Source organism: Yoonia sp. JB2-21, assembly GCF_055693545.1.
In genome coordinates this window covers 44122-65170 of sequence record NZ_JBVFUC010000001.1, presented here as the reverse complement: position 1 = coordinate 65170, position 21049 = coordinate 44122, and the positions used below count along the sequence as shown (strand labels likewise).

The following is a 21049-nucleotide window of genomic DNA, read 5'->3' as shown; positions in this document are numbered from 1 at the left end:
TATTGCTTGAACACGATCGCCCCATCACGCGGGCTTGGGTGCTGCACCCTGATCTGAAAAGTGACCAAAGCCGTCGCGCGGCTGAGCCTGCGTTGGAAGAAGGCGTGTCTTTGGCCGCCGCTTTGCCGGACCTTGAGGTTGTTGGCGCAGATGTCGTGCGCCTGCCGCGGATCCATCCCGGAAAGCTGTTCGGCAAGGGCAAGATTGAAGAACTCAAACATGTCTTTCACGATGCCGAAGTTGAGCTGGTCTTGATCGATGGTCCCGTAACCCCGGTGCAACAGCGCAACCTTGAGAAAGAATGGGGCGTAAAGCTTCTGGACCGCACTGGGCTGATTTTGGAAATTTTCAGTGACCGCGCGCGGACCTCGGAAGGTGTGTTGCAGGTTGAGATGGCGGCACTGTCGTATCAACGCACCCGATTGGTGCGCGCATGGACCCACCTTGAACGCCAGCGCGGCGGTCTTGGCTTTGTCGGTGGTCCGGGTGAGACGCAGATTGAGGCGGACCGACGCGCGATTGATGAGCAGTTGAACAGGTTGCGCAAGCAACTTGCCAAGGTCGTCAAAACCCGCGAATTGCACCGCGCGTCCCGCGCCAAGGTGCCGTTTCCGATTGTCGCTTTGGTGGGGTACACAAACGCAGGTAAATCCACGCTGTTCAATCGCCTGACCGGGGCAGAGGTCATTGCCAAAGATATGCTGTTTGCCACGCTTGATCCGACGATGCGCAAAATCGTTCTGCCCACAGGGGATGAAGTGATCATGTCCGACACGGTGGGTTTCATCAGCGATCTGCCGACCGAATTAGTCGCTGCCTTCCGTGCGACCTTGGAGGAGGTTTTAGACGCCGACCTGATCGTGCACGTCCGCGACATCAGCCACCCACAGACCGAGGAACAGGCGGCGGATGTGCATGCGATCCTGCAAAGCCTTGGCGTAGCCGAAGAGGCCCCGATCATTGAGGTCTGGAACAAGACCGATCTGCTGACGGATGACGAGCGCGATGCCATACTGACCCAAGCCGCGCGTATGGACGATTTGTTTGCAGTCTCGGCAATCACAGGCGAGGGGATGGAGCCGCTTTTGGCCGCGGTCCCTGATAAGCTGAAAGACCCAAGGACCGAAGAACGACTAACACTCGATTTCGCGGATGGACGCAAACGCGCATGGCTCTTTGATGCGGGTATCGTCACTGATGAACAGCAGACCGACACTGGGTACGACCTGACAGTGTTTTGGACAACATTGCAGAAAGAGCGGTTCGCGCGGTTATAAAAGCCGATTTATGACAAAAATTCGCCATTTCGCTTTTAAATTGTATTCGTGAAAATAGCGCACGGATAGGGCGAATTTCATGGAAGCCATTTCTTTCTTATTCTTTTTGGCAGCAGTTCTTTTTGTTGCATACCTTCTCAGAGGCAAAGACGAAGACCCACCGGGGCCATCGGAAGATCAGCCGCTTAGACCCATCAATGTCGAACGCCGCACGGTAGGTCAGTTGGCACCATCGGTGCCCCCTTCACGGAGCGTCATCCAAGGCCCTGCATGCGTCATCGATGGCGACTCTATCGTGATCAAGAAGCTGGAAATTCGACTGTTCGGCGTTGATGCACCGGAGTTCAACCACCCTTACGGCAAGAAGGCCAAGTGGGCGTTGGTCGCACTGTGTAAGGGTCAAAAAGTCCGTGCGGAGATTGTCGAACAGTACATTCATGGACGCACCGTCGCAAAATGCTTCTTGCCTGACGGGCGTGATCTATCTGCCGAGATGGTCAAACAGGGGCTGGCGATTGACTGGGCAAAGTACTCTGGTGGGGTTTACCGCGCCCTTGAAGTCCCTGACGCGCGCAAAAAGATGTGGCTTGCGGATGCGCGTCAAAAGGGACGCATGCATGTCTGGGCACAATTTGAGGCCAGACAAAGGCAGGCTGCTAAAGGTTGATTCCAATTGCAGAGTTTAGGCGCGGAGTTTCGCCCTTGGCTGGAAAAGCGGAGCCTTGATCAGCGCCTCTTGTACGGCACCTTCGGTCAGCTGTGCCGCTTGCATTAAGCATTGCGACTTTGCGTCGTTGAACGTCCACCGTCCGGCAAAAATCCTGCCTTCGCGTGATTGCATTTGCCCCAGAATTTCCGGTGACACGCCGTCACGGCGGTACTGCACGCGCATGTATCTGTCAAAGACGGCGATCAGATGTTGGATATGAAGTGCCATCATGAGGCGGGACGTTGCAGCCAACAGGTCGATGGAGAGTGAATTGGATGCCTTTGGAGAAATGCAAAACCTTGTGCATTCCCACGTATCGGGCTTCCTTATTGGACCGTCATCAAGTGCCGACGAAAAGAAGTCGTTGATCATCGTTGCTTGCGTTGTTGGTATCAGACGGAGTGATGCCGCGTGCAGCCCGTCTTGGTCTGCAATGACAACATACAGAGGATTTTGTGCATCATACTGATCGCGTTCCAGTCCCTGCGTGTCGACGTCAAGTTGCCAGCGCAGTCTGTCCACAAACTGCGTTTTGCGGTCTTTGAACATTGAACACGCGAGATCCGGGTAGAGGAACAAATCGGTACCGCGTAGGAAATGAAGCACGTCACTCGTCCGTTCGTTGATTAGGATATCACTGATCGCCAGAAAATTTAGCTGTTTCAATGGTAAAACAAGCATAGCGTGTGCTGTGATTTGCTGTCGACGCTTTTGTTGGTCACATCGGTCTGTCAGCGGTAAACTGCGCCGTGATCCGACTTGCCCGTGTCAGTCAGCAGATGGCGTCAGAACGGTTTGGCCGACCGCTGCGGCCCGTGCGAGGTCAGGATCCAGCGACATTGGAATATACTCACCACGACGCCAAAGCTCGCCGAGATTATCATAGTGTCTGGACAGTGGATGGCCCGACTGCCCGGTGGACGTGATGAACACCGAGCTGTCAGGATCCGCAAAGTCATAAACGCCGCGAAAACCGGCTGCATGTACATTGTGGAACGGGTCGGGGTCGATACCGGAGGTTTTGGCCCGTTGTAGTGTATGGTCTCCGCCGCTGGTGGACTGCCGGATGTTGACCACCCATTCCAGCAGCGGGGTCTTGCCCAGAACCGGGTGATCATGTGTCGCGATATGCGCATCACCCCATCGTACGGCTTCGATGGCTTCGCCGTAGTTTTCAGAAATCCAGACCAGCGCATCGTCAAGAGCCTGCCGCGCGATAATTGTGCAAGTTTCAGTTGGGGCGGATTGTATGACGTCACACCAAACACCAGCGCCGTCGATGTCTCGGAAGACACGCTCGATGAATATCGGATCGACATGCGTAAATTCACTGGCCAATGGACCCAACTCATCCCGGATCAGCCGTTGTTGAAACGCTCGCACCCAAGCCGAATAGATCAGCGGCTCTGGCAAATGTTCGTTCATCTCGCCGTTCCATGCTGACAGCAAGTCCAGAGCAATCTGACGGCGACGTTCGGGGGTGCCATCCGGTGCAGCATCGCCAGTGAACCACAAATCCGCCCCCATCAGGGTTGATAGGGTTCGGGCTGCAAAGCTGACGGTATCCTGCTGGGCTTCGATAAAGCTGTCGCGCGTATGCACTTCGCGCGCTTGCATCAGCCGCCGCCACCGATTGATGCGCTGTGTATCCCCCCAATTATATGTGACGTGCCGGGGGAAGGGGCGGTCCACCGTCTTGTTGTTGGTGTTGCCGATAATGCCACCGGGCGGATCTAGGAACTCTGGGTTGTCGGCGTAGGGGAAACGGCCCTGCCAGCGGTTTTCCGGAAGGTAGCCGAAGGCAGGCAAGCGTCCCTGACTTTGATGATCGGGGTCACGTGCCGGCAGCGCACCGATCGTCTTCATGGCGATACGGTTACGGTCAGCCAACGTCAGGTTCAGCGCGGGCGCGATGAAGTCTTCACCGGCGGTGATCGCTTCTTCGACGCTGTTGCTATGGGTGATGTCGATTGCGGCGGACATTGATGTATCGCGATCAGAAAGAGCGGTCCATGCAAGTGCTGTGACATGTCCGGTTGGTGTAATCGTACCAAGGTCATATTGTCCGCGCGGCAATACGGGCCCGTTCGCAGTCCAACGCAATCGCAATGTCACTGCTGCAGCATCTTTGACGTTAATAATGCTGTCACGTGTGCGGAACCGGACCCAGCCGTTTGGGCTGCGGTATTCTTCTGTGTTGTTGGCATTGATCTCTTCGATCATCACGTCCTGATCATCGACATAGGCGCTGGTTAGCCCCCAGCCAACAGTGTCACTGCGCCCGGTCAGCACGACGGGCATCCCCGGAATGGTACCGCCGATGATGCCACCGTGGTCCAGCTCCAGACGCGCCAGATACCAGATGGAGGGGGCGGTCAGCCCCAGGTGCGGATCGTTGGCCAGAAGGGTGGATCCCGTTGCAGAGCGTGTCGCACTTGCGGCCCACGCGTTTGATGCACCGGCCAGTGGGGCCGGTTTCACCGGTGACAATGGATCGTAAGCGAGGCGCATGTTGGCGGTGTAATCGGGCACGCCCGGCACAAGACTCGCATATTCGGGCAGGGCCGCGACCCCGCTGCCGGGATCATCGGGCAGGATGTCCATCAAACGCTCATTGTCCAGCAACAGAGATGCGCGCGCGCGTAAGACTTCGTTCTCAAGGTTGCTTGTCAGATCAAGCGCCATCAGTTTGAGGATTGCGATAGAGTCCGCAGGTTGCCAAGGGGCCATGGCATGATTGAAGAGCCACATCTCGGGGGCACCCCGTCCCAGCGCACCTGTGTTCACTTGTGCCAGCCACGCGTTGACGCCGCGTGCATAGGCATTGAGGTATCTCTTGGTCTCGTCTGTTTGCGCGTTTACCGATGCCACGGACAGGGTGTAGATGTCCAATCGCCGCATTAATTCGTCGATGCCCACCGTGCGTTCGCCAAAGAGTTCTGAGAGCCGCCCTTGCGCTGTGCGCCGCAACATTGTCATCTGCCAAAGGCGGTCCTGGGCATGGGCATAGCCTAGGGCAAAATACACGTCGTCGTTGGTTTTCCCAAAGATATGCGGCACGTTGGCATTGTCCCGCACGATCTCGACAGGGGCACTGATGCCCGCGACCGCGCTGTTGGCATTGTAGTCAGGCAGCGATCGTGAGGCAAAGTAGTAGGCAAGCGCAATTGCGGCCACGCAGAAGACGATCAAGCCAGAGGCAAGCCGAATAAGCCAGCGAAAGATCAGCGCCATAGGGTCCTCAGGGTTTTGGATCTGCCCCGTTTTAGCAGGGCAGACGGCAAGGACAAGCGCGGCTCTGTTGACGCGTGCGCTTTGGCGTGGGTTTCGGTCCAAAACTGCTCAGTTCGAGGCAAATGGATCTCGTGCCAGTGCCTTGGCCCGAGCGCAACACGCCTTATCGTTCGGGGATCAGTCCACGTGGGCTGAACCGCAGCACCAACAATAGAACCATGCCCATCGTCAGCAGGCGCATATGTGCCGCTGACTCGATCATGCGATCTTTCAGAGCGCTGCCGTCCTCAAGCCCCATGCTCAGAATATTCATCAGACCAAGCCCCAGCGGTTCCACCTGCACCCAAAGCCACCAGATCAGCATGCCGCCCAGAACGGCGCCAAAGTTATTGCCGGACCCGCCGACGATGACCATGACCCAGACAAGGAAGGTAAAGCGCAACGGCTGATAGGTGCCGGGGGTCAATTGCCCGTCCAGCGTTGTCATCATCGCGCCCGCGACACCGCAGACGGCGGAGCCAAGAATAAAGATTTGCAAATGACGCCCTTTGACGTCCTTGCCCATCGCCTCGGCTGCGACCTCATTGTCACGGATCGCGCGCATCATGCGGCCCCACGGACTGTTGAGTGCCTTCTGTGCCAGCCAGAGGATGATCAGAAGAACAATTGTGAAAAGCACCGCATAGCCGAGTTTTGTGTAAAGCGTCGAGGCTGTGACCGGATCCAGCCCAAGGCTTGCTGCGCGTTCAACAAAACCGGGGTCTTGCTGAAGGTCAATTTCATATGGCACCGGCCGGTCGAGGCCGATGACGTTTTTGACACCGCGTGCCAGCCAGTCTTCGTTCTTGAGGACCGCGATAATGATTTCTGCAATACCGAGCGTCGCAATAGCCAGATAATCCGAGCGCAACCCAAGGGCCGTCTTGCCGATCACCCAAGCGGCACCGGCGGCCAGTAGGCCACCGACAGGCCAACTGAGCAGGATGGGCAGACTAAGCCCCCCAAGGTTGCCCGTGGAAGCAGGGTTCACTGCTTCGACCGCGACTTTGCCGGGATCAAATACCGCGCGGTAGAGGAAGAAACCACCGACAAGGATCACGAGTGTCGCGATTGTCTTGGTGCGTCCTTCCAGCCGCTTTTGTGCCTGAACAGCGGCGACGACGGTCAGGGCGCCCAGAACCAAGCCTGCCATGATGCGCAGCCCACCGGCTTGCCATGCTTCGGGAACGGGATCGGTGGATACCAACACGGCCGCCAGACCACCCAGAGCCACAAAACCCATGACGCCGATATTGAACAGCCCTGCAAAGCCCCACTGCAAATTGACCCCCAAGGCCATAATGGCCGAGATCAGGCCCATGTTGAGGATCAGCAACGCCGAATTCCAGCCCTGGATCATGCCAGTGCCAATCAGCAGGACCGCAACAAGCCCGAAGAGGGCGGTATCTTTGACGTTATTGGTCATACGGATTGCCCCTTGAACAGACCTGTCGGCTTAAACAGCAATACGATGATCAGAATCGCAAAGCTGACAGCGAATTTGTAGTCGGTTGACAGAAGCTGGACGAGGCCATCAGGCTCTAGGTTGTCCGGCATGAGATAGACAAGTACTTTTTTCCATGCGTAGGTGATCGTGACTTCGCTGAAGGCAATGACAAAACCGCCCGCGATTGCACCAATTGGGTTGCCCAGACCGCCAACAATGGCGGCTGCAAAGATCGGCAACAACAACTGGAAGTAGGTAAAGGCTTTAAAGGACTTGTCCAGACCGTAAAGGACACCGGCGGTTGTCGCCAGGGCCGCGACGATCATCCACGTGACCTTGACCACCCAATCCGGGTTGATCCCTGACAAGAGCGCCAGATCTTCGTTGTCTGAAAACGCACGCATCGACTTGCCGGTGCGCGTCTTGTTCAGGAACCAGAACAGCAGCGCCATCACAATAAAGGCGACAACGACAGTGATCGCTTGTGTCGTCTTGATCGCGAGCCCCTCGTTCAGTCCCGTCATTTCCTTGAAGTCTCGGGCGGTGATGATGAACCGTTCACCATCGGCAAAGCGGATATCCCGCACGCCGATGATAAAGCGCACGATGCCGTTCATCACGAACATCACGCCCATCGACACGATCACAAGGATCACGGGCGAGGCCTTTTGTTCGCGATAGAACTTGTAGACCGCCCAATCGGTGCCCAGCAGCAAAAGGATCGTCGCACCAATCCCAAAAGGCAGGGCGAGCAGGGCGGTCGGCAGCGGCCCAAAGGTGATCCCCATGCCGATAAAGGCGGTGGTGAACAGAATAGTAATCGCGGTGCCAAAGGCCATCGTGTCGCCATGGGCAAAGTTCGAAAAGCGCAGGATGCCGTAGATCATCGTGACACCCAGCGCGCCGATGGCAAGCTGCGCGCCGTAGGCGAGGCCGGGCACGAAAACGAAGTTCGCAAAGGCGACGAGGGCGTTGAGGAAGTCCATTGTCAGAGATCACCGTTGAAAATCAATTGGTTGTTCATTGCAGCACCTCACAGGTACCAGTGAGCCGTTCGCCTGCGCGCGCATCGGCATAAATTGCGGATCCATCCGGCTGTATCACCATCATCACGTCTGATCCGCCCATGCCTTCTGCCCAAAAACCGCGCACATCCCCCATCAGGATGGGTTCTGCGGGGAATTGCATGTCCCCCATGCTCACCGTCGTGACCCGGTTACGTGGCGGTTCGGTGTTAATAATCGGGGGGGCGAACTGTGTGCGGTCAATCTCGAACTGGACAGGCGTGCCGGAGAGGTCACAGGTAACGACCTCGGCCAGCAGCGCAGTGGGAGCGAGGACGACAACGAGCCCTGCGACCGCGCCAGTAAGAGAGAAGGCACCCAACGTCATCCGCCCAAAAAGCTCCGCCGGACCTGTTCATCCGCCAGCAGTTCCTTGCCCGTGCCGGTATGCGCGTTTCGCCCCTGCACGAGAACATAGGCTTTATCTGCGATTTCAAGTGCTTGTCGGGCGTTTTGTTCCACCATCAGGATCGGGATTCCCGTCCGTGCGACCTCGATGATCCGGTCGAACAGTTCATCCATCACGATTGGGGAAACACCGGCGGTTGGTTCGTCCAGCATCAGCACCTTGGGTTGGGTCATCAGCGCACGACCCACAGCGACCTGCTGGCGCTGCCCGCCGGACAACTCGCCTGCGGCCTGATTGCGCTTTTCCTTCAGGATCGGGAACAGGTCATAGACCTGCGCCATCGTATCGCTGAAATCATCGCGGCGGATAAAGGCACCCATCTCAAGATTTTCTTCCACCGTCATTGAGGTGAATATGTTCGAGGTTTGCGGCACAAACCCCATGCCCTTCACCACACGTTCTTGCGGGGACAGTTTGGTGATATCCTCGCCGTCCAAGCGCACAGCGCCTTCGTTAACATTCAACATACCAAAGACAGCTTTCATCGCCGTCGATTTGCCAGCCCCGTTGGGGCCGACAATGACAGCGATTTCGCCTTTTTCGGCGGCAATCGTACAAGAATGCAGGATATCGGGGCCTTTGCCATACCCGCCGGTCATGGCGTCCCCGATTAAAAACGGATCACTCACGGATTGATATACTCTTCCAGAAATGGCGCATATGTCGTCAGCGTGTCGCGCATCAACGCCTGTTCGGCCGCATCGGCGTGGTTGGCATAGATATAGTAAAATGTTGCGGCGGATCCGAGCACGGCTCCGAATAGCAAAATGATCAAACTTTTCATATCGCACTTACCTTGTCTTTGTTTTTCAACCCGGTGCCGAGGTAGGCCTCGATCACCTGTTCATTGGCCTTGATTTCGTCCAAGGTCCCTTCGGCCAAAACGTGGCCTTCCGCCATACAGATAACCGGGTCACACAGGCGGCCGATAAAATCCATGTCGTGTTCAATCACGACGAATGTGTAGTTGCGTTCTTTGTTCAGGCGGATGATTGCATCGCCGATTGTGTTCAGCAGGGTGCGGTTCACGCCCGCGCCTACCTCATCCAAAAAGACGATCTTGGCGTCGACCATCATGGTCCTGCCCAATTCCAGCAGCTTTTTCTGGCCGCCTGAGAGGTTACCCGCCTTTTCCTCTTTCAGATGACCAATCGTGAGAAATTCAATGACCTCGTCCGCCTTGGCCTGCAACGCGCGTTCTTCATCAGCGATCCGTTTGCGGCCGAACCATGTGTTCCAGAGCGCCTCTCCCGATTGTCCGCCGGGGACCATCATCAGGTTTTCGCGCACTGTCATGGATGAAAATTCATGTGCGATTTGGAAGGTCCGCAGCAACCCTTTGTGGAATAACTCATGCGGGGGCAGGCCGGTGATATCCTCACCATGCATGGTGACCTTTCCTGCAGTTGGTTCAAGAACGCCGGCAATCACGTTGAAAAGTGTCGTTTTTCCTGCGCCATTTGGTCCAATAAGTCCGGTGATTGTACCTTCCGCGATGGTCAGCGTCGCACCATCAACGGCCCGAAAGCCCCCGAAGGTTTTGACCACATCTTCAACGACGATCATTCCGTATCCCCTCGCGCAGATCTTTGGATCTGTCTTGTTTTAGAAAACGGCGCGGGACAAACCCGCGCCGTCTTTTCCTATATCAACCGATTAGCGGTAGTTGATTGTGGAATATACGCCGTCGGCGAATTCGATTTCCTGATAGTTACCAGCGCTTTCGCCGGGGCCGATCAGTTCCACCGCAGACGCACCAACATAGTCGATGTCTTCGCCAGCAGCGATCAGTTCCAGACCTTTGGCCAGCTCACCGGGCATGATTTCGACGCCTGGTGCGTTGGCGACATCAAAGACGTGATCTTTGAAATCGGCCGAGTCAGCAGACCCTGCCTTTTGCATGGCCAGCATGATCAGCGCAGCAGCGTCATAGCTTTCAGGTGAAAACGCGCCTGTGCCGTCGAAACCAGCCGCTTCGGCCAGTTCAACGAACATGCCCGCACCTGCGTTATCAGTCCCGGGGTAGGCACCGTAAGAGCCGTTGAGTTCAGCACCGAAGTTGTCGTTCAGAACCGCACCAACCATGCCGTCTGGCAGGTAGAACGTGTCGAACGCACCGCTATCAAGGCTGGAACGGATGATACCGGACCCGCCTTGGTCAACATAGCCTGCAACAACCAGTACTTCACCGCCGGCAGAGGCCAATGCGCCAACTTCAGCAGAATAGTCTGCCTTGCCGTCTTCGTGCGCGGCCGAGATGGTGACGGAACCGCCAGCCGCTTCGAAAGCAGCCTGGAATGCGTCAGCCAAGCCTTTGCCGTAGTCGTTGTTTGTATATGTCAAAGCCACTTCGCTGACACCACGATCCTGCAGGATCTCTGTGATGATCACGCCCTGTCGCGCATCAGATGGGGCTGTGCGGAAGAACAGACCGTCATCTTCAGCGGTCGACAGACCCGGTGATGTCGCGGATGGTGAAATCATCGCAACGCCGTTCGGGCGGGCGACGTTTTGCAGAATTGCACCTGTCACGCCGGAACAGTCAGCGCCCATGATGGCGTCAACTTCATCTGATGTGACCAGACGTTCGGCGGCGGCAGTGGCCGCGCCTGCGTCGATGCATGTGCTGTCACCGCGTACCGATGTGACGGTCGCACCACCCAGCAGCGCGCCGGATTCAGTGACTTCGGCCATCGCCAGTTCCGCACCGGCACCCATAGCTGGTGTGATCGACTCAAGTGGGCCCGTGAAGCCCAGAATGACACCGATTTTTACTTCTTCGGCGTGACCATCAGCAAAGGCACCGCCAGCCATCATTGCGACAGCAGATGTCGCCATAATGAGTTTTTTCATTTTTTCTCCCTAGTGGATAACGTTATCCTGCCGCGCAGATTAGCAGGCCGTTTCCAAAAGGAAAGTCGGAACGAAAGGAGTTTCGCCCTTTCACAGCTGCGGTCAAAGGCAATTTGCCCGCATCGTCCACGAATTTGGTTCAATTGGCACGAAAGGAGGGCTATTGATCTGCGACGCTGACTTCGACTGCATCCCAGTTCTGCGCTCTGAGGTCTTCGTCCGTGATCCAAAGCTGAATGACGCCGTTGTCGCCCCACATCCAGTTCGCCAATTGATCAGACTGCAACTGCATGAGCAAATGATGATGCGTATGCTGTGATGTCGCATTGTGCACTTTTGCGCCAAGACCAAACATCTGATGCCACCGTCCCTTTGATGCGAGCCGATATTTTGCATCGATGTCATCGCGGACGACTTCGGGTAGTGTGGCATAGACCTCTGGTGCTGCATTCGCTGCCGCAACCAACGTGGCCTGCGCGGCTTCATCAACGCTCAGGAGTTCGCCGCGTGTATTCTTGTAAAAGGGTTGGAATGGCGCTTTTTGTCCGCCGGTGTCTTTGACTTGCGCGAAGAAGGTATTCAGTTGCTTTGCATCAGCGGGGGACATTTTTTCCCATGGTTCGCGGGTGACAGCCCATATACTGACTTCGTCCACAAACTGTGAAAAGGCAATCTCTGTGCTTGCCAGGATGTCGAGTGTCGCTTGGTGGTGACCGCCAAAATCCTGCAGCCGTTTTCGGGTGTCGCGCACAGTTTGGGGGATGTCGTCGCGTGCGATCCGCAACGAATTGGTGAAGCGATGTGCGGTGTCCCAAAACCAAGGTCGCGCAAAATCAGGCAAGCTGTCACGGTAGTTCTGCGGTGACAAAGGGTTGGCCGTTTGCAGGGGCAGCAGATCGGCCACGACATCACGGGCATCATCGTCTTTGTTTTGGTCTGCCATCGGCAGGAAAATCACGTCGACTGGCCAGCGAGGAAAAACATTGGGCGCACCGTCCCGGGCATGACCTTTGACATGAGTACCCCATTCTGGCCCTTCATAGATCGGCATAAGATCCTGCGGTGGTTCGGTTGCCGTGTTCCCGATTTGGGGGATGTGCACGGCTTTGGCTTGCCGCGGTCCATCTGTCATTGATGTAAAGAAGAATGCCATGGCACCGGTGCGCGGCATGCCCTCTGGCAAGATCGGGTCGGGAATGGTGGTCAAATCAATTTGCGCCATGTGATGCATTGCGCGCCCGAATTCGTCACGCGGCCAGGGCATGTCGTTCAACGTGGGCAGGCCGCCCAACCAGCTTACACCCGCATAGTCCACGTCGATCTCGGCGCGCATCTGACGCACGAAGGCGATCCCGGATGTCCGGATAAAAGCCTTTCCGCGCAGATCTTTGGAGTCGATAACTGCTGCTAGTCTGTCGATATCGGCATCCGTTAGCGGGGACAGGTCGTGCTCGGCGATGATCTTATCCGCACGATCGCGGAAATCATCGCCGGTCTTGACGCCATCAAGACGCGCAAACACCAGATAAAGCTGGTCCTCGGTTGGGCCGGACTGTTCGACCGTTTCAAAGTTGTCGTCGGCAGGAACATCTTGGATAGCAGGGGCAGCCTGCCCCTGACGAACGGGCACCTCTTTACGGAAAAGGCCCAATGCGTAAGAGCCAAACAAAATCAGGGCGAGCACGCCAAAGACCACCACCTGAAGGCCCGGATTTCGGGTGATCTCTGCGTAGATTGCAACCCCGATAGCCACTGCGGCCAACATGATCACGACCCACTTTAACACCTGACGCATGATTGCCCCCAATCAAACTGATAAACGCGCGGCATGGCTGCCGCGTTCACGGTAAGGCGTTGTGTCATAGTGCGAACGGTAGCATTTGGAAAAATGCGATGGTGATGCAAAACCACAAGCCAAGGCCACATTGATAACCGTCATGTCAGTCTGCATCAACAGGTTACGGGCCTTTTGCAATCGTAGCTCCATGTAATAGCGCTTTGGACTACGCGACAGGTATCGGCGAAAGAGCCGCTCAAGTTGGCGCGTCGACATGCCAACATCTTTGGCAAGTATGGCGGGGCTGATCGGTTCTTCGATGTTTTGCTCCATCATCTGGATAACGCGGCTGAGTTTTGGATGCCGCACACCGATACGCGTGGGAATTGATAAGCGCTGCGTGTCTTGATCGGTGCGAATGGAAGAATAAATCAGGATGTCTGCAACTGCGTTGGCCAGATCTTCGCCGTGATCGTCGGCGATCAGCTTGATCATCAAGTCAATCGATGCCGTCCCGCCAGCAGTCGTAATACGGCTGCCGTCGACCACGAAAACCGATTTGGTCAGGTCGACCTCTTCAAACTCCTCGGCGAAACTATCCTGATTTTCCCAATGAATGGTCGCTTTCTTACCGTCCAGAAGGCCCGCTTTTGCCAATGTATAGCCCGCTGTGCACAGTCCAGCGATTGTCACGCCGCGCCGCGCTTCGCGGCGTATCCAGTTTAGCAAGCGCTTGGTCGTTGCCTGCTGCACATCGACGCCGCCACATAACATGATGGTGTCGTCCCGCTCCAGTTCCTTCAATGAGCCGTCGACCTTGAAGGTGCAGCCGTTTGAACATTCAGCTTCGCCGCCATCTTCGGTCAAAAGTGACCATGAATAGAGCTCCTTGCCTGCCGTGCGATTGGCGATCCGCAGGCTCTCAACAGCCGCGGCAAAGCAAAGCATCGTGAAGTTATCCATCAGGACAAAAACAAATCGTCTTGCCTTGCCGCTGTGGTCAACGTCTACAATCTGAGGTTCGATAGACATGGCAAAGTTCCGTGGTCGCCTATTGCGACGCTGACCTCATCAGGTTTGCCAGCCGCCGACAAGAGAGAAAGTCACATCGCAGCATAACGTTTTGGGCAGGTAAGGCACCCATTTTTGGCATTGGCGCGCCCATCGCTGCGCGTTATACGCAAGTTCTGATACCGCTAACCAATCCTTGATATGGAGCAAGACAATGACTGACTGGCAAAAATCTGACTGGCGCAACAAGCCCCGGGTCCAGATGCCTGAGTATACCGACACAGCCGCGTTGAACGCTGTTGAGGCTCGTCTTGCCAGCTATCCCCCGTTGGTTTTTGCCGGGGAGGCCCGTCGTCTGCGCTCTGAACTGGCAGCGGTCAGTCGAGGCGAGGCGTTTTTGTTGCAAGGTGGCGATTGCGCCGAAAGCTTTGCTGAATTCAGCGCGGACGGGATTCGTGACACATTCAAAGTGATGTTGCAGATGGCGATGGTGCTGACCTACGGCGCAAAAGTACCGGTGGTAAAGGTCGGTCGAATGGCAGGCCAGATGGCCAAGCCGCGCTCTGCGCCGACAGAGACTGTGGATGGGGTAGAACTGCCCAGCTACCGTGGCGATATTATCAATGGGTTTGATTTCACATCCGACAGTCGCATTCCTGACCCGGAGCGGATGACGCAGGCCTACATGCAGGCGGCGGCGACCCTGAACCTGCTGCGCGCTTTTTCGACCGGTGGTTTTGCGAATGTGCATGAGGTTCACAAATGGACGCTAGGCTTTACCGATAGCAACGAAGTCCAGAAATACAGCGATATGGCGGCCCGCATCAGCGATACGCTTGATTTCATGGAAGCGGCTGGTTTGACGACTGACACGAACCATGAGCTGCAGACCGTTGATTTCTACACCAGCCACGAAGCACTTTTGCTGGAGTATGAAGAGGCGCTTTGCCGTTTGGATTCGACCTCTGGCAAATGGCTCGCGGGTTCCGGTCACATGATCTGGATCGGCGATCGCACACGTCAGCCTGATGGTGCGCATGTCGAATTCTGCAAAGGCGTGCAGAACCCCATCGGTCTGAAGTGCGGTCCATCCATGACCACAGGTCACCTCAAAGCGCTGATGGCATCGTTGAACCCCAATAACGAAGCGGGTCGTTTGACGCTGATTGCGCGCTTTGGCGCGGGATCTGTTGGTGAACACCTGCCACGTCTGATTAAGGCGGTAGAAGAAGAGGGGGCAAACGTCGTTTGGACCTGCGATGCGATGCATGGCAATACGATCAAGTCGTCAACGGGTTACAAGACACGTCCTTTCGACAGTGTGTTGCGCGAAGTGAAAGAGTTCTTTGCCGTTCACAACGCCGAAGGCACGGTTCCGGGCGGCGTTCATTTTGAGATGACCGGCAAGGATGTCACTGAATGCACGGGCGGCGTTCGTGCTGTCACGGACGAAGAACTGTCCAGTCGTTATCATACAGCCTGTGATCCGCGTTTGAATGCGTCTCAGTCACTCGAATTGGCGTTTTTGGTTGCCGAAGAACTGTCTTCGCGACGTTCGGCGATTGCGCAGGCGAAAGCCGGCTGATCAGCCATTTTTGATGACAAGTTTAAGGGCCGGGCGCGCTGCGTCTGGTCTTTGCGCTTGTGCGGGCGCGCGTGGAACCAGCTGGCTGGTGGCAAGTTGGACGCCAATAGGCTCATGGCGGATGCGTGCGTTGTCCTCGATCACAAAGCGACGGGGCCGCGAACCGGAATGTGGCTCTGAAACAAGTGCGCCCAGAATACGGGTAGGTTGGTTCGCATTGTCGCGCATTGGCAAAAGCAACATCGTTGCCTGCAATGCGGGACGCATGAGCGTGCCGGGTGACACCAAAGGCATGCTGACAATCGCGGGACCGGTGAACGCGGCCTCGAGCAGTTCGCTGGCTTGCTGGCGGGCTTCCGGCGCAAACAGGGTGCTGATCGGCATGCCGCGCGCATCCATCTTTAGCAGTTCATGCAGCTTTTGTCCGGCAACCCGAAACCGTGCCGCACCTGGCGCGACCCGTTGCAGTATGAAGGCGTAGGGCAGGGCATGGTCTAGCTTGCTCGGCGCGATATCAATGCGTGCGGGCAACCGCCGGGCATCACGCAAGGTTTGCCAATATTGCTCCAGACTTTGCAGGATAGGATCGTTCTGTCCCGGCATTTGGGCGATCCGGCGTTCTTTGGTGTGCTCGTCGATGTCCATAGCGTGTTCCTCGTGACCAACCCTAAAAGTTTAGGGAAATTTGTTTCAATCGTTTAACGAACCTTTAACAAAGTCTTTGCCGTTAACCATTTAACAAAGTGTTAAGTGGTTAACGCGATACGACAACGCACCCTTGCCCGACCGGGTTAATTTCCTTTAGGTGCGGGGAACGCAAGGAACAGGCGATAGACCATGACCCATTCAATGACAGCATTCGCAAGCAGGACCGGCAGTTTGGGTGCTGTCGCGTGGAGTTGGGAAATGCGTGGGGTGAATGCCCGTGGACTGGACCTTCGCCTGCGCATGCCAGACGGGATCGAAGGTTTGGAACCGGCCTTGCGTGGTGCGCTGACCAAATCGCTGGCACGCGGCAATGTGACGGTGAACCTGCGGCTGCAACGCGATGAGCGTGAAGGTGCGCTTGCTGTAGACGAAGGATATCTTGACGAAGTGCTTAAGGCGCTTGATCTGGTTCAAGAGCGGGCATTTGCGATGGGTGTCACTTTGGGGCAGCCGACAGCGGCGGACGTTCTGGGCCAAAGGGGCGTGCTGATCGCGTCCAAGTCAGATGAGGACGCCGGGCCATTGGCTGCGGCATTGATTGCCGATGTGGCCCCGCTGGTCGCCGACTTTGTTGCAATGCGTGCGCAGGAAGGGGCTGCGTTAGCAAAAGTTATCAACGATCAGCTGGATAAGATCGCTGATCTCACTGACGCCGCAGCGATTGCAGCCGAGGCACGGGCACACCAAGTGAAGGAAAACCTGACCACCGCCCTGCGTCGCGTGATGGAAGACGTTGCGGACATTGAAGAGGGACGCGTCGCACAAGAACTGGCCCTTCTGGCTGTTAAATCGGATGTGACAGAAGAGATTGATCGCCTCAGATCCCACGTTGCTGCCGCGCGTGCGCTGATGACAGAGGCAAAACCTGCCGGGCGTAAACTGGATTTCCTGGCACAGGAATTTAACCGAGAGGCGAATACGCTATGTGCAAAGGCGCAGGCCAGCGCACTGACAGCGATCGGGCTTGAGTTGAAGGCAGTGATCGACCAGATGCGCGAACAAATTCAGAATGTGGAGTAGTGTCATGACGCGACGCGGCCTTTTGATCATCCTGTCCTCACCATCTGGTGCGGGAAAATCGACCCTCGCGGGACGACTGCGCGCATGGGATGACACTTTGCGGTTCTCGGTATCTTCGACCACTCGCGCACCGCGCGACGGTGAGATAGACGGTCAGGACTATTTCTTTGTGTCGGTGCCTGAGTTTCAGGAACAAGTCGCCAGTAACGGGATGCTGGAGCATGCTCGGGTTTTTGGAAACTACTATGGGTCACCGCGCGCCCCGGTGCAGTCCGCGATCGAACGTGGGCGCGATGTTCTGTTTGACATCGATTGGCAGGGCGCTCAGCAGATCAGCAATTCGGCGTTGCAGGAACATGTTCTGTCGATCTTTATTCTACCACCATCGATCACCGAGCTGCGGCGGCGATTGGTCGGGCGCGGGCAAGACAGCGCGGACGTCATCGAAGATCGAATGCAGAAAAGTTGGGATGAGATAAGCCATTGGGATGGTTATGATTATGTTCTTGTCAACGATAATCTGGACAAGACGGAAACACAGTTGAAGACGATCATCAGTGCAGAACGCTTACGTCGACCACAGCAACCTCAACTGATGGATCACGTCCGCGATCTGCAATCGCAATTTGGAGATCGGACATGAGCCGCTATGCACTTGGCGAGCAAACACCAAAGGTCGCGCCAGATGCCTGGGTGGCACCCGGATGCCATGTTATTGGTAATGTTGTGATAGATGACCGGTCGTCGATCTGGTTCGGCTCAACCCTGCGGGGTGACAACGAACGGATCACGATCGGTACTGGCAGCAACGTGCAGGAAAACTGCGTTCTTCACACGGATATGGGCTTTCCACTGACCGTCGGCGCCGGATGTACCATTGGGCATAAGGCCATGCTGCATGGGTGTATAATTGGTGAAAATTCCCTGGTGGGGATGGGGGCTACAATTCTGAATGGGGCACAAGTCGGGCGAAACTGCCTGATCGGCGCGGGCGCTTTGATCACGGAAGGCAAAGTCATCCCTGACGGATCATTAGTCATGGGCGTGCCGGGGAAGGTCATCCGGGAACTGGACGCGGCGGCAATCGACGGCTTGCGCTTGTCCGCGCTCCATTATCAAGAGAACGCGGCGCGCTTTCGGCAAAACTTATGTCGCTTGTGATCTAGCCGTCATTTGCAAATGTGCGAATGACGAGGATGTCAAAATCCAAGTCAGGCGCGTGGCTGCGCACCTCCTCGCGGATCATGTCGGCATGCGGCACATCATGGGTTATTGCCCGATACAGGCCATCGAACCCGAGTTTTTCCAGATTTTCGGCGACTTCAACGACGTCAAATTCATCTGCAACAAGTGCGGAAAGAATGATTGTGGGGCTGAGTTGATCAAGCAATTCCTCAGTGAGTTCCCGAAATGATGTGAAGTGGAATTTATCAAACGCCGCAGTGTTCCTTCCAATGGATTTCCAACGGTCAAGATCCCCAATAACGAGGGTTCTTTGAGCAACGCCTTCTTCCGTGTTGAGGTCGATCCCCGCTATCTGCCCGAACGCCGAACTTGTCATCATTACACCGATTCATATTATTATGGTTGAGTGACTCTGAGAGTTGGGACCTATTAGTTGTGGTTCAACTGCTTTGCTGCCAAATTATGCTATTGAGACGCGAGACATTTTGTCTCAGGGTTTCACAATATGTTGAAACCATTTGGATAACTGCGATGTCCGCCGAACGCATTGTTTCTGTCATTGACGCTTTTCCGATGCCCGTACTCTTAATCGGGCCTGACGAGCGTGTCCGCGCGGCAAATCGGCCGGTTGATGCGATTCTTGGTACAGACGTGATCGGCAAACACTACATTACCGCATTACGTCAGCCGGCTGTCATTGCCGCTATTGCAACAGCTACAAAGTCCAAAGAACAGCAGTCGGTGCGCTATACTGGCCGCAATGGCCCCAAGGATACGATTTTTAGGGTCTGCGTTGCACCGGCCGATGGCGATATCGTTCTAACATTCGAAGATCAGACCGCAGCCGAAGACGCCGGCCAGATGCGCCGCGATTTTGTGGCAAACGTCAGTCATGAACTTCGCACCCCGTTGACGGCTCTCTTGGGCTTTATCGAAACCCTGATGGGGGCGGCCCGCGACGATCCAGCGGCGCGGGACCGGTTTTTGGGGATCATGGCGCATGAGGCGAACCGCATGACGCGATTGGTTGACGATTTGATGTCACTCAGTCGCGTCGAAGAGGATGAACGTGTCCGCCCCCGCGAACATGTTGATCTCGGCGCGTTGCTGTCTTCTGTGATCAAGGGTCTGGAACCGCAGGCCAAAACGGCAGGCGTGGACGTTAAACTCAGCATTCAGGGTTTGGACGAGATGGTGCCGGGAGACGCCGGGCAGCTTGTGCAGGTCTTTACCAACCTTGTTGAGAACGGGATCAAATACGGTGCCTCCGGTGGCGCGGTGACCGTAACCCTAGAGCCCCGAACAATGAGCCAACGGTTGCGGACTGAAGCTGTGACAATCAGTGTCGTCGATCAGGGTGATGGGATCGCTGAACATCATATTGCGCGACTGACCGAACGCTTCTACCGGGTCGATAATCATCGGTCGCGTGAGGTTGGTGGAACCGGCTTGGGGCTCGCCATCGTCAAGCATATCGTGAACCGTCATCGCGGCAGACTGTTGATTGAAAGCAGCGAAGGGCAGGGGACGAAGGTGTCGGTCATTCTGCCGGTTGGTACGGTGTCATAAAACTTTTACATAACTGTCACAAAAGGTTCGGGTGAGCTGGCTAATCAGCACGCAATGGTGGCGCGGTTCGCGCGCCACCTGTGTTTGACTGACAGGAGTGATTTGATGTCGATCATGAATTTGACCGCGACAACCGCGGCCATTGCCCTTACTGCCACAACTTCTTTTGCGCGTGACAACGTACAGGTTGCCGGGTCTTCCACGGTGCTGCCTTACGCGTCCATCGTTGCCGAGGTTTTCGGCGAAAACTTTGAGTTTCCGACACCTGTTGTCGAGATCTGGTGGTTCTTCGGCTGGTCTGAAGCGCTTCTGCGAAGGCGTTGGCGCCAACACGATTGATATTGCGAATGCGTCTCGCGCGATCCGGCCTGCCGAAATCGAGGCCTGCGCTGCTGCTGGTGTCACGGACATCATCGAAGTCCGCATCGGTTATGATGGCATCGTTTTTGCATCCGATATCAACGGTAACTCGTTCGAATTTACGCCGGAAGACTGGTACAAGGCGCTCGCCAATGAACACTTCATTGACGGTGAACTGGTTTCGAATACCTTCGAGACTTGGGACCAAGTGAACCCAGATTTCCCCGCCCAGCCGATCCAAGCCTTCATTCCCGGGACCAAGCACGGCACGCGCGAAGTCTTTGAAGAAAAGGTAATCCTGGCAGGCTGCGAAGAAGGTGGTTTCTTCCAGGCAATGCTGGATGCCGGTGTTGATGAGGACACAGCCGAAGGCAAATGCATGGCAATCCGCACAGATGGGCGTTCTGTGGACATCGACGGTGACTACACCGAAACATTGGCCCGGATTGAGGCCGATACAAACGGCATCGGCGTCTTTGGTCTGTCGTTCTACGAAAACAACACAGACAAGTTGCAAGTGGCCACGATGAACGGTGTTGTCCCGACAACCGAAAGCATCGCGGCGGCTGAATACCCTGTATCGCGTCCGCTGTATTTCTACATCAAAGCGGCGCATTTGGACGTCATTCCCGGTCTGAAAGACTATGCGGAATTCTTCGTCTCTGACGACATTGCAGGTCCAGATGGCCCGCTGGCTGAATATGGTCTGGTGTCCGATCCAGAGCTGTTGAAAGTTCAGGAAACCGTTTCGAACGAAATGGTCATGGGCTCCGGCTCTTAAATCTCGACACACAGCTTGGGG

At 55.9% G+C, this 21049-nt stretch carries 20 protein-coding genes and 1 pseudogene; 8 read left to right on the top strand and 13 right to left on the bottom strand.

Features of this window, described 5'->3' with window-relative positions:
- The first annotated feature begins 2 nt into the window (after positions 1-2).
- Both hflX and ACZ1G5_RS00260 read left to right on the top strand, forming a co-directional pair.
- Positions 3-1277 (top strand): GTPase HflX, encoded by a 1275-nt coding sequence (gene hflX, locus ACZ1G5_RS00265; RefSeq protein ID WP_472730958.1) that lies wholly within the window; start codon positions 3-5, stop codon positions 1275-1277.
- 79 nt (positions 1278-1356) lie between these two features.
- Entirely contained in the window at positions 1357-1944 is a 588-nt protein-coding gene (locus ACZ1G5_RS00260) for a thermonuclease family protein (protein WP_472730957.1), read from the top strand.
- Between the two features lie 15 nt (positions 1945-1959).
- Here ACZ1G5_RS00260 and ACZ1G5_RS00255 read toward each other — a convergent pair whose 3' ends face one another.
- From ACZ1G5_RS00255 to ACZ1G5_RS00205, 11 genes are all read right to left on the bottom strand, one after another.
- The gene (locus ACZ1G5_RS00255; protein ID WP_472730956.1) at positions 1960-2652 is read right to left on the bottom strand and encodes an acyl-homoserine-lactone synthase; all 693 of its coding nucleotides are present in this window, start codon (positions 2650-2652) and stop codon (positions 1960-1962) included.
- A 102-nt stretch (positions 2653-2754) separates the two neighbouring features.
- A complete protein-coding gene (locus ACZ1G5_RS00250) occupies positions 2755-5220 on the bottom strand; it encodes a penicillin acylase family protein (protein WP_472734237.1) in 2466 nt (821 codons plus the stop codon).
- A 163-nt stretch (positions 5221-5383) separates the two neighbouring features.
- Complete coding sequence (locus ACZ1G5_RS00245; protein WP_472730955.1) at positions 5384-6685, bottom strand: branched-chain amino acid ABC transporter permease; 1302 nt, start codon at positions 6683-6685, stop codon at positions 5384-5386.
- Positions 6682-7692, bottom strand: a complete 1011-nt coding sequence (locus tag ACZ1G5_RS00240) for a branched-chain amino acid ABC transporter permease (protein WP_472730954.1) — start codon at positions 7690-7692, stop codon at positions 6682-6684. The genes ACZ1G5_RS00245 and ACZ1G5_RS00240 overlap by 4 nt, the downstream gene beginning before the upstream one ends.
- Before the next feature lie 34 nt (positions 7693-7726).
- Complete coding sequence (locus tag ACZ1G5_RS00235; protein WP_472730953.1) at positions 7727-8098, bottom strand: hypothetical protein; 372 nt, start codon at positions 8096-8098, stop codon at positions 7727-7729.
- On the bottom strand, positions 8095-8808 hold the full coding sequence (locus ACZ1G5_RS00230; protein WP_472730952.1) for an ABC transporter ATP-binding protein: 714 nt from the start codon (positions 8806-8808) through the stop codon (positions 8095-8097). Before ACZ1G5_RS00230 ends, ACZ1G5_RS00235 begins: the two co-directional genes overlap by 4 nt.
- Positions 8805-8963 carry a hypothetical protein gene (locus ACZ1G5_RS00225; RefSeq protein ID WP_472730951.1) on the bottom strand — a complete coding sequence of 53 codons (159 nt, stop codon included), beginning with the start codon at positions 8961-8963 and terminating at the stop codon, positions 8805-8807. The genes ACZ1G5_RS00230 and ACZ1G5_RS00225 overlap by 4 nt, the downstream gene beginning before the upstream one ends.
- Complete coding sequence (locus tag ACZ1G5_RS00220; protein WP_472730950.1) at positions 8960-9745, bottom strand: ABC transporter ATP-binding protein; 786 nt, start codon at positions 9743-9745, stop codon at positions 8960-8962. Before ACZ1G5_RS00220 ends, ACZ1G5_RS00225 begins: the two co-directional genes overlap by 4 nt.
- Before the next feature lie 90 nt (positions 9746-9835).
- Positions 9836-11032, bottom strand: coding sequence for an ABC transporter substrate-binding protein (locus ACZ1G5_RS00215; RefSeq protein WP_472730949.1), 1197 nt, complete (start codon positions 11030-11032; stop codon positions 9836-9838).
- A 160-nt stretch (positions 11033-11192) separates the two neighbouring features.
- Complete coding sequence (locus ACZ1G5_RS00210) at positions 11193-12827, bottom strand: DUF1963 domain-containing protein (protein ID WP_472730948.1); 1635 nt, start codon at positions 12825-12827, stop codon at positions 11193-11195.
- Between the two features lie 12 nt (positions 12828-12839).
- Positions 12840-13841: a GlxA family transcriptional regulator gene (locus tag ACZ1G5_RS00205; protein ID WP_472730947.1), complete on the bottom strand. Its 1002-nt coding sequence runs from the start codon at positions 13839-13841 to the stop codon at positions 12840-12842.
- 193 nt (positions 13842-14034) lie between these two features.
- Here ACZ1G5_RS00205 and ACZ1G5_RS00200 point away from each other — a divergent pair, with 193 nt between their 5' ends.
- A complete protein-coding gene (locus tag ACZ1G5_RS00200; RefSeq protein ID WP_472730946.1) occupies positions 14035-15405 on the top strand; it encodes a class II 3-deoxy-7-phosphoheptulonate synthase in 1371 nt (456 codons plus the stop codon).
- Here the strand turns inward: ACZ1G5_RS00200 and ACZ1G5_RS00195 are convergent, their stop codons facing one another.
- A complete protein-coding gene (locus ACZ1G5_RS00195; RefSeq protein ID WP_472730945.1) occupies positions 15406-16050 on the bottom strand; it encodes a PAS domain-containing protein in 645 nt (214 codons plus the stop codon).
- Between the two features lie 192 nt (positions 16051-16242).
- On the opposite strand from ACZ1G5_RS00195, the gene ACZ1G5_RS00190 reads away from it, so the two are divergent.
- The 3 genes from ACZ1G5_RS00190 to ACZ1G5_RS00180 are packed head-to-tail and all read left to right on the top strand — an operon-like array spanning position 16243 to position 18294.
- Positions 16243-17133: a YicC/YloC family endoribonuclease gene (locus ACZ1G5_RS00190; protein WP_472730944.1), complete on the top strand. Its 891-nt coding sequence runs from the start codon at positions 16243-16245 to the stop codon at positions 17131-17133.
- Positions 17134-17137: 4 nt separating this feature from the next.
- Positions 17138-17776 carry a guanylate kinase gene (gene gmk / locus ACZ1G5_RS00185; RefSeq protein WP_472730943.1) on the top strand — a complete coding sequence of 213 codons (639 nt, stop codon included), beginning with the start codon at positions 17138-17140 and terminating at the stop codon, positions 17774-17776.
- Positions 17773-18294, top strand: coding sequence for a gamma carbonic anhydrase family protein (locus ACZ1G5_RS00180; protein WP_472730942.1), 522 nt, complete (start codon positions 17773-17775; stop codon positions 18292-18294). Before gmk ends, ACZ1G5_RS00180 begins: the two co-directional genes overlap by 4 nt.
- Position 18295: 1 nt before the next feature.
- Here the strand turns inward: ACZ1G5_RS00180 and ACZ1G5_RS00175 are convergent, their stop codons facing one another.
- A complete protein-coding gene (locus ACZ1G5_RS00175; protein ID WP_472730941.1) occupies positions 18296-18697 on the bottom strand; it encodes a hypothetical protein in 402 nt (133 codons plus the stop codon).
- 152 nt (positions 18698-18849) lie between these two features.
- On the opposite strand from ACZ1G5_RS00175, the gene ACZ1G5_RS00170 reads away from it, so the two are divergent.
- Positions 18850-19887: a sensor histidine kinase gene (locus tag ACZ1G5_RS00170; protein WP_472730940.1), complete on the top strand. Its 1038-nt coding sequence runs from the start codon at positions 18850-18852 to the stop codon at positions 19885-19887.
- A gap of 105 nt (positions 19888-19992) precedes the next feature.
- Positions 19993-21028, top strand: a pseudogene (locus ACZ1G5_RS00165) (substrate-binding domain-containing protein).
- The last annotated feature ends 21 nt before the right edge of the window (positions 21029-21049 follow it).

Coding starts and splice junctions, on each gene's coding strand:
- ACZ1G5_RS00260 (WP_472730957.1), top strand. CDS start 1,357: ATGGAAGCCATTTCTTTCTTATTCTTTTTGGCAGCAGTTCTTTTTGTT.
- ACZ1G5_RS00250 (WP_472734237.1), bottom strand. CDS start 5,220: ATGGCGCTGATCTTTCGCTGGCTTATTCGGCTTGCCTCTGGCTTGATC.
- ACZ1G5_RS00245 (WP_472730955.1), bottom strand. CDS start 6,685: ATGACCAATAACGTCAAAGATACCGCCCTCTTCGGGCTTGTTGCGGTC.
- ACZ1G5_RS00240 (WP_472730954.1), bottom strand. CDS start 7,692: ATGGACTTCCTCAACGCCCTCGTCGCCTTTGCGAACTTCGTTTTCGTG.
- ACZ1G5_RS00235 (WP_472730953.1), bottom strand. CDS start 8,098: ATGACGTTGGGTGCCTTCTCTCTTACTGGCGCGGTCGCAGGGCTCGTT.
- ACZ1G5_RS00225 (WP_472730951.1), bottom strand. CDS start 8,963: ATGAAAAGTTTGATCATTTTGCTATTCGGAGCCGTGCTCGGATCCGCC.
- ACZ1G5_RS00220 (WP_472730950.1), bottom strand. CDS start 9,745: ATGATCGTCGTTGAAGATGTGGTCAAAACCTTCGGGGGCTTTCGGGCC.
- ACZ1G5_RS00215 (WP_472730949.1), bottom strand. CDS start 11,032: ATGAAAAAACTCATTATGGCGACATCTGCTGTCGCAATGATGGCTGGC.
- ACZ1G5_RS00210 (WP_472730948.1), bottom strand. CDS start 12,827: ATGCGTCAGGTGTTAAAGTGGGTCGTGATCATGTTGGCCGCAGTGGCT.
- ACZ1G5_RS00205 (WP_472730947.1), bottom strand. CDS start 13,841: ATGTCTATCGAACCTCAGATTGTAGACGTTGACCACAGCGGCAAGGCA.
- ACZ1G5_RS00200 (WP_472730946.1), top strand. CDS start 14,035: ATGACTGACTGGCAAAAATCTGACTGGCGCAACAAGCCCCGGGTCCAG.
- ACZ1G5_RS00195 (WP_472730945.1), bottom strand. CDS start 16,050: ATGGACATCGACGAGCACACCAAAGAACGCCGGATCGCCCAAATGCCG.
- ACZ1G5_RS00190 (WP_472730944.1), top strand. CDS start 16,243: ATGACCCATTCAATGACAGCATTCGCAAGCAGGACCGGCAGTTTGGGT.
- gmk (WP_472730943.1), top strand. CDS start 17,138: ATGACGCGACGCGGCCTTTTGATCATCCTGTCCTCACCATCTGGTGCG.
- ACZ1G5_RS00180 (WP_472730942.1), top strand. CDS start 17,773: ATGAGCCGCTATGCACTTGGCGAGCAAACACCAAAGGTCGCGCCAGAT.
- ACZ1G5_RS00175 (WP_472730941.1), bottom strand. CDS start 18,697: ATGATGACAAGTTCGGCGTTCGGGCAGATAGCGGGGATCGACCTCAAC.
- ACZ1G5_RS00170 (WP_472730940.1), top strand. CDS start 18,850: ATGTCCGCCGAACGCATTGTTTCTGTCATTGACGCTTTTCCGATGCCC.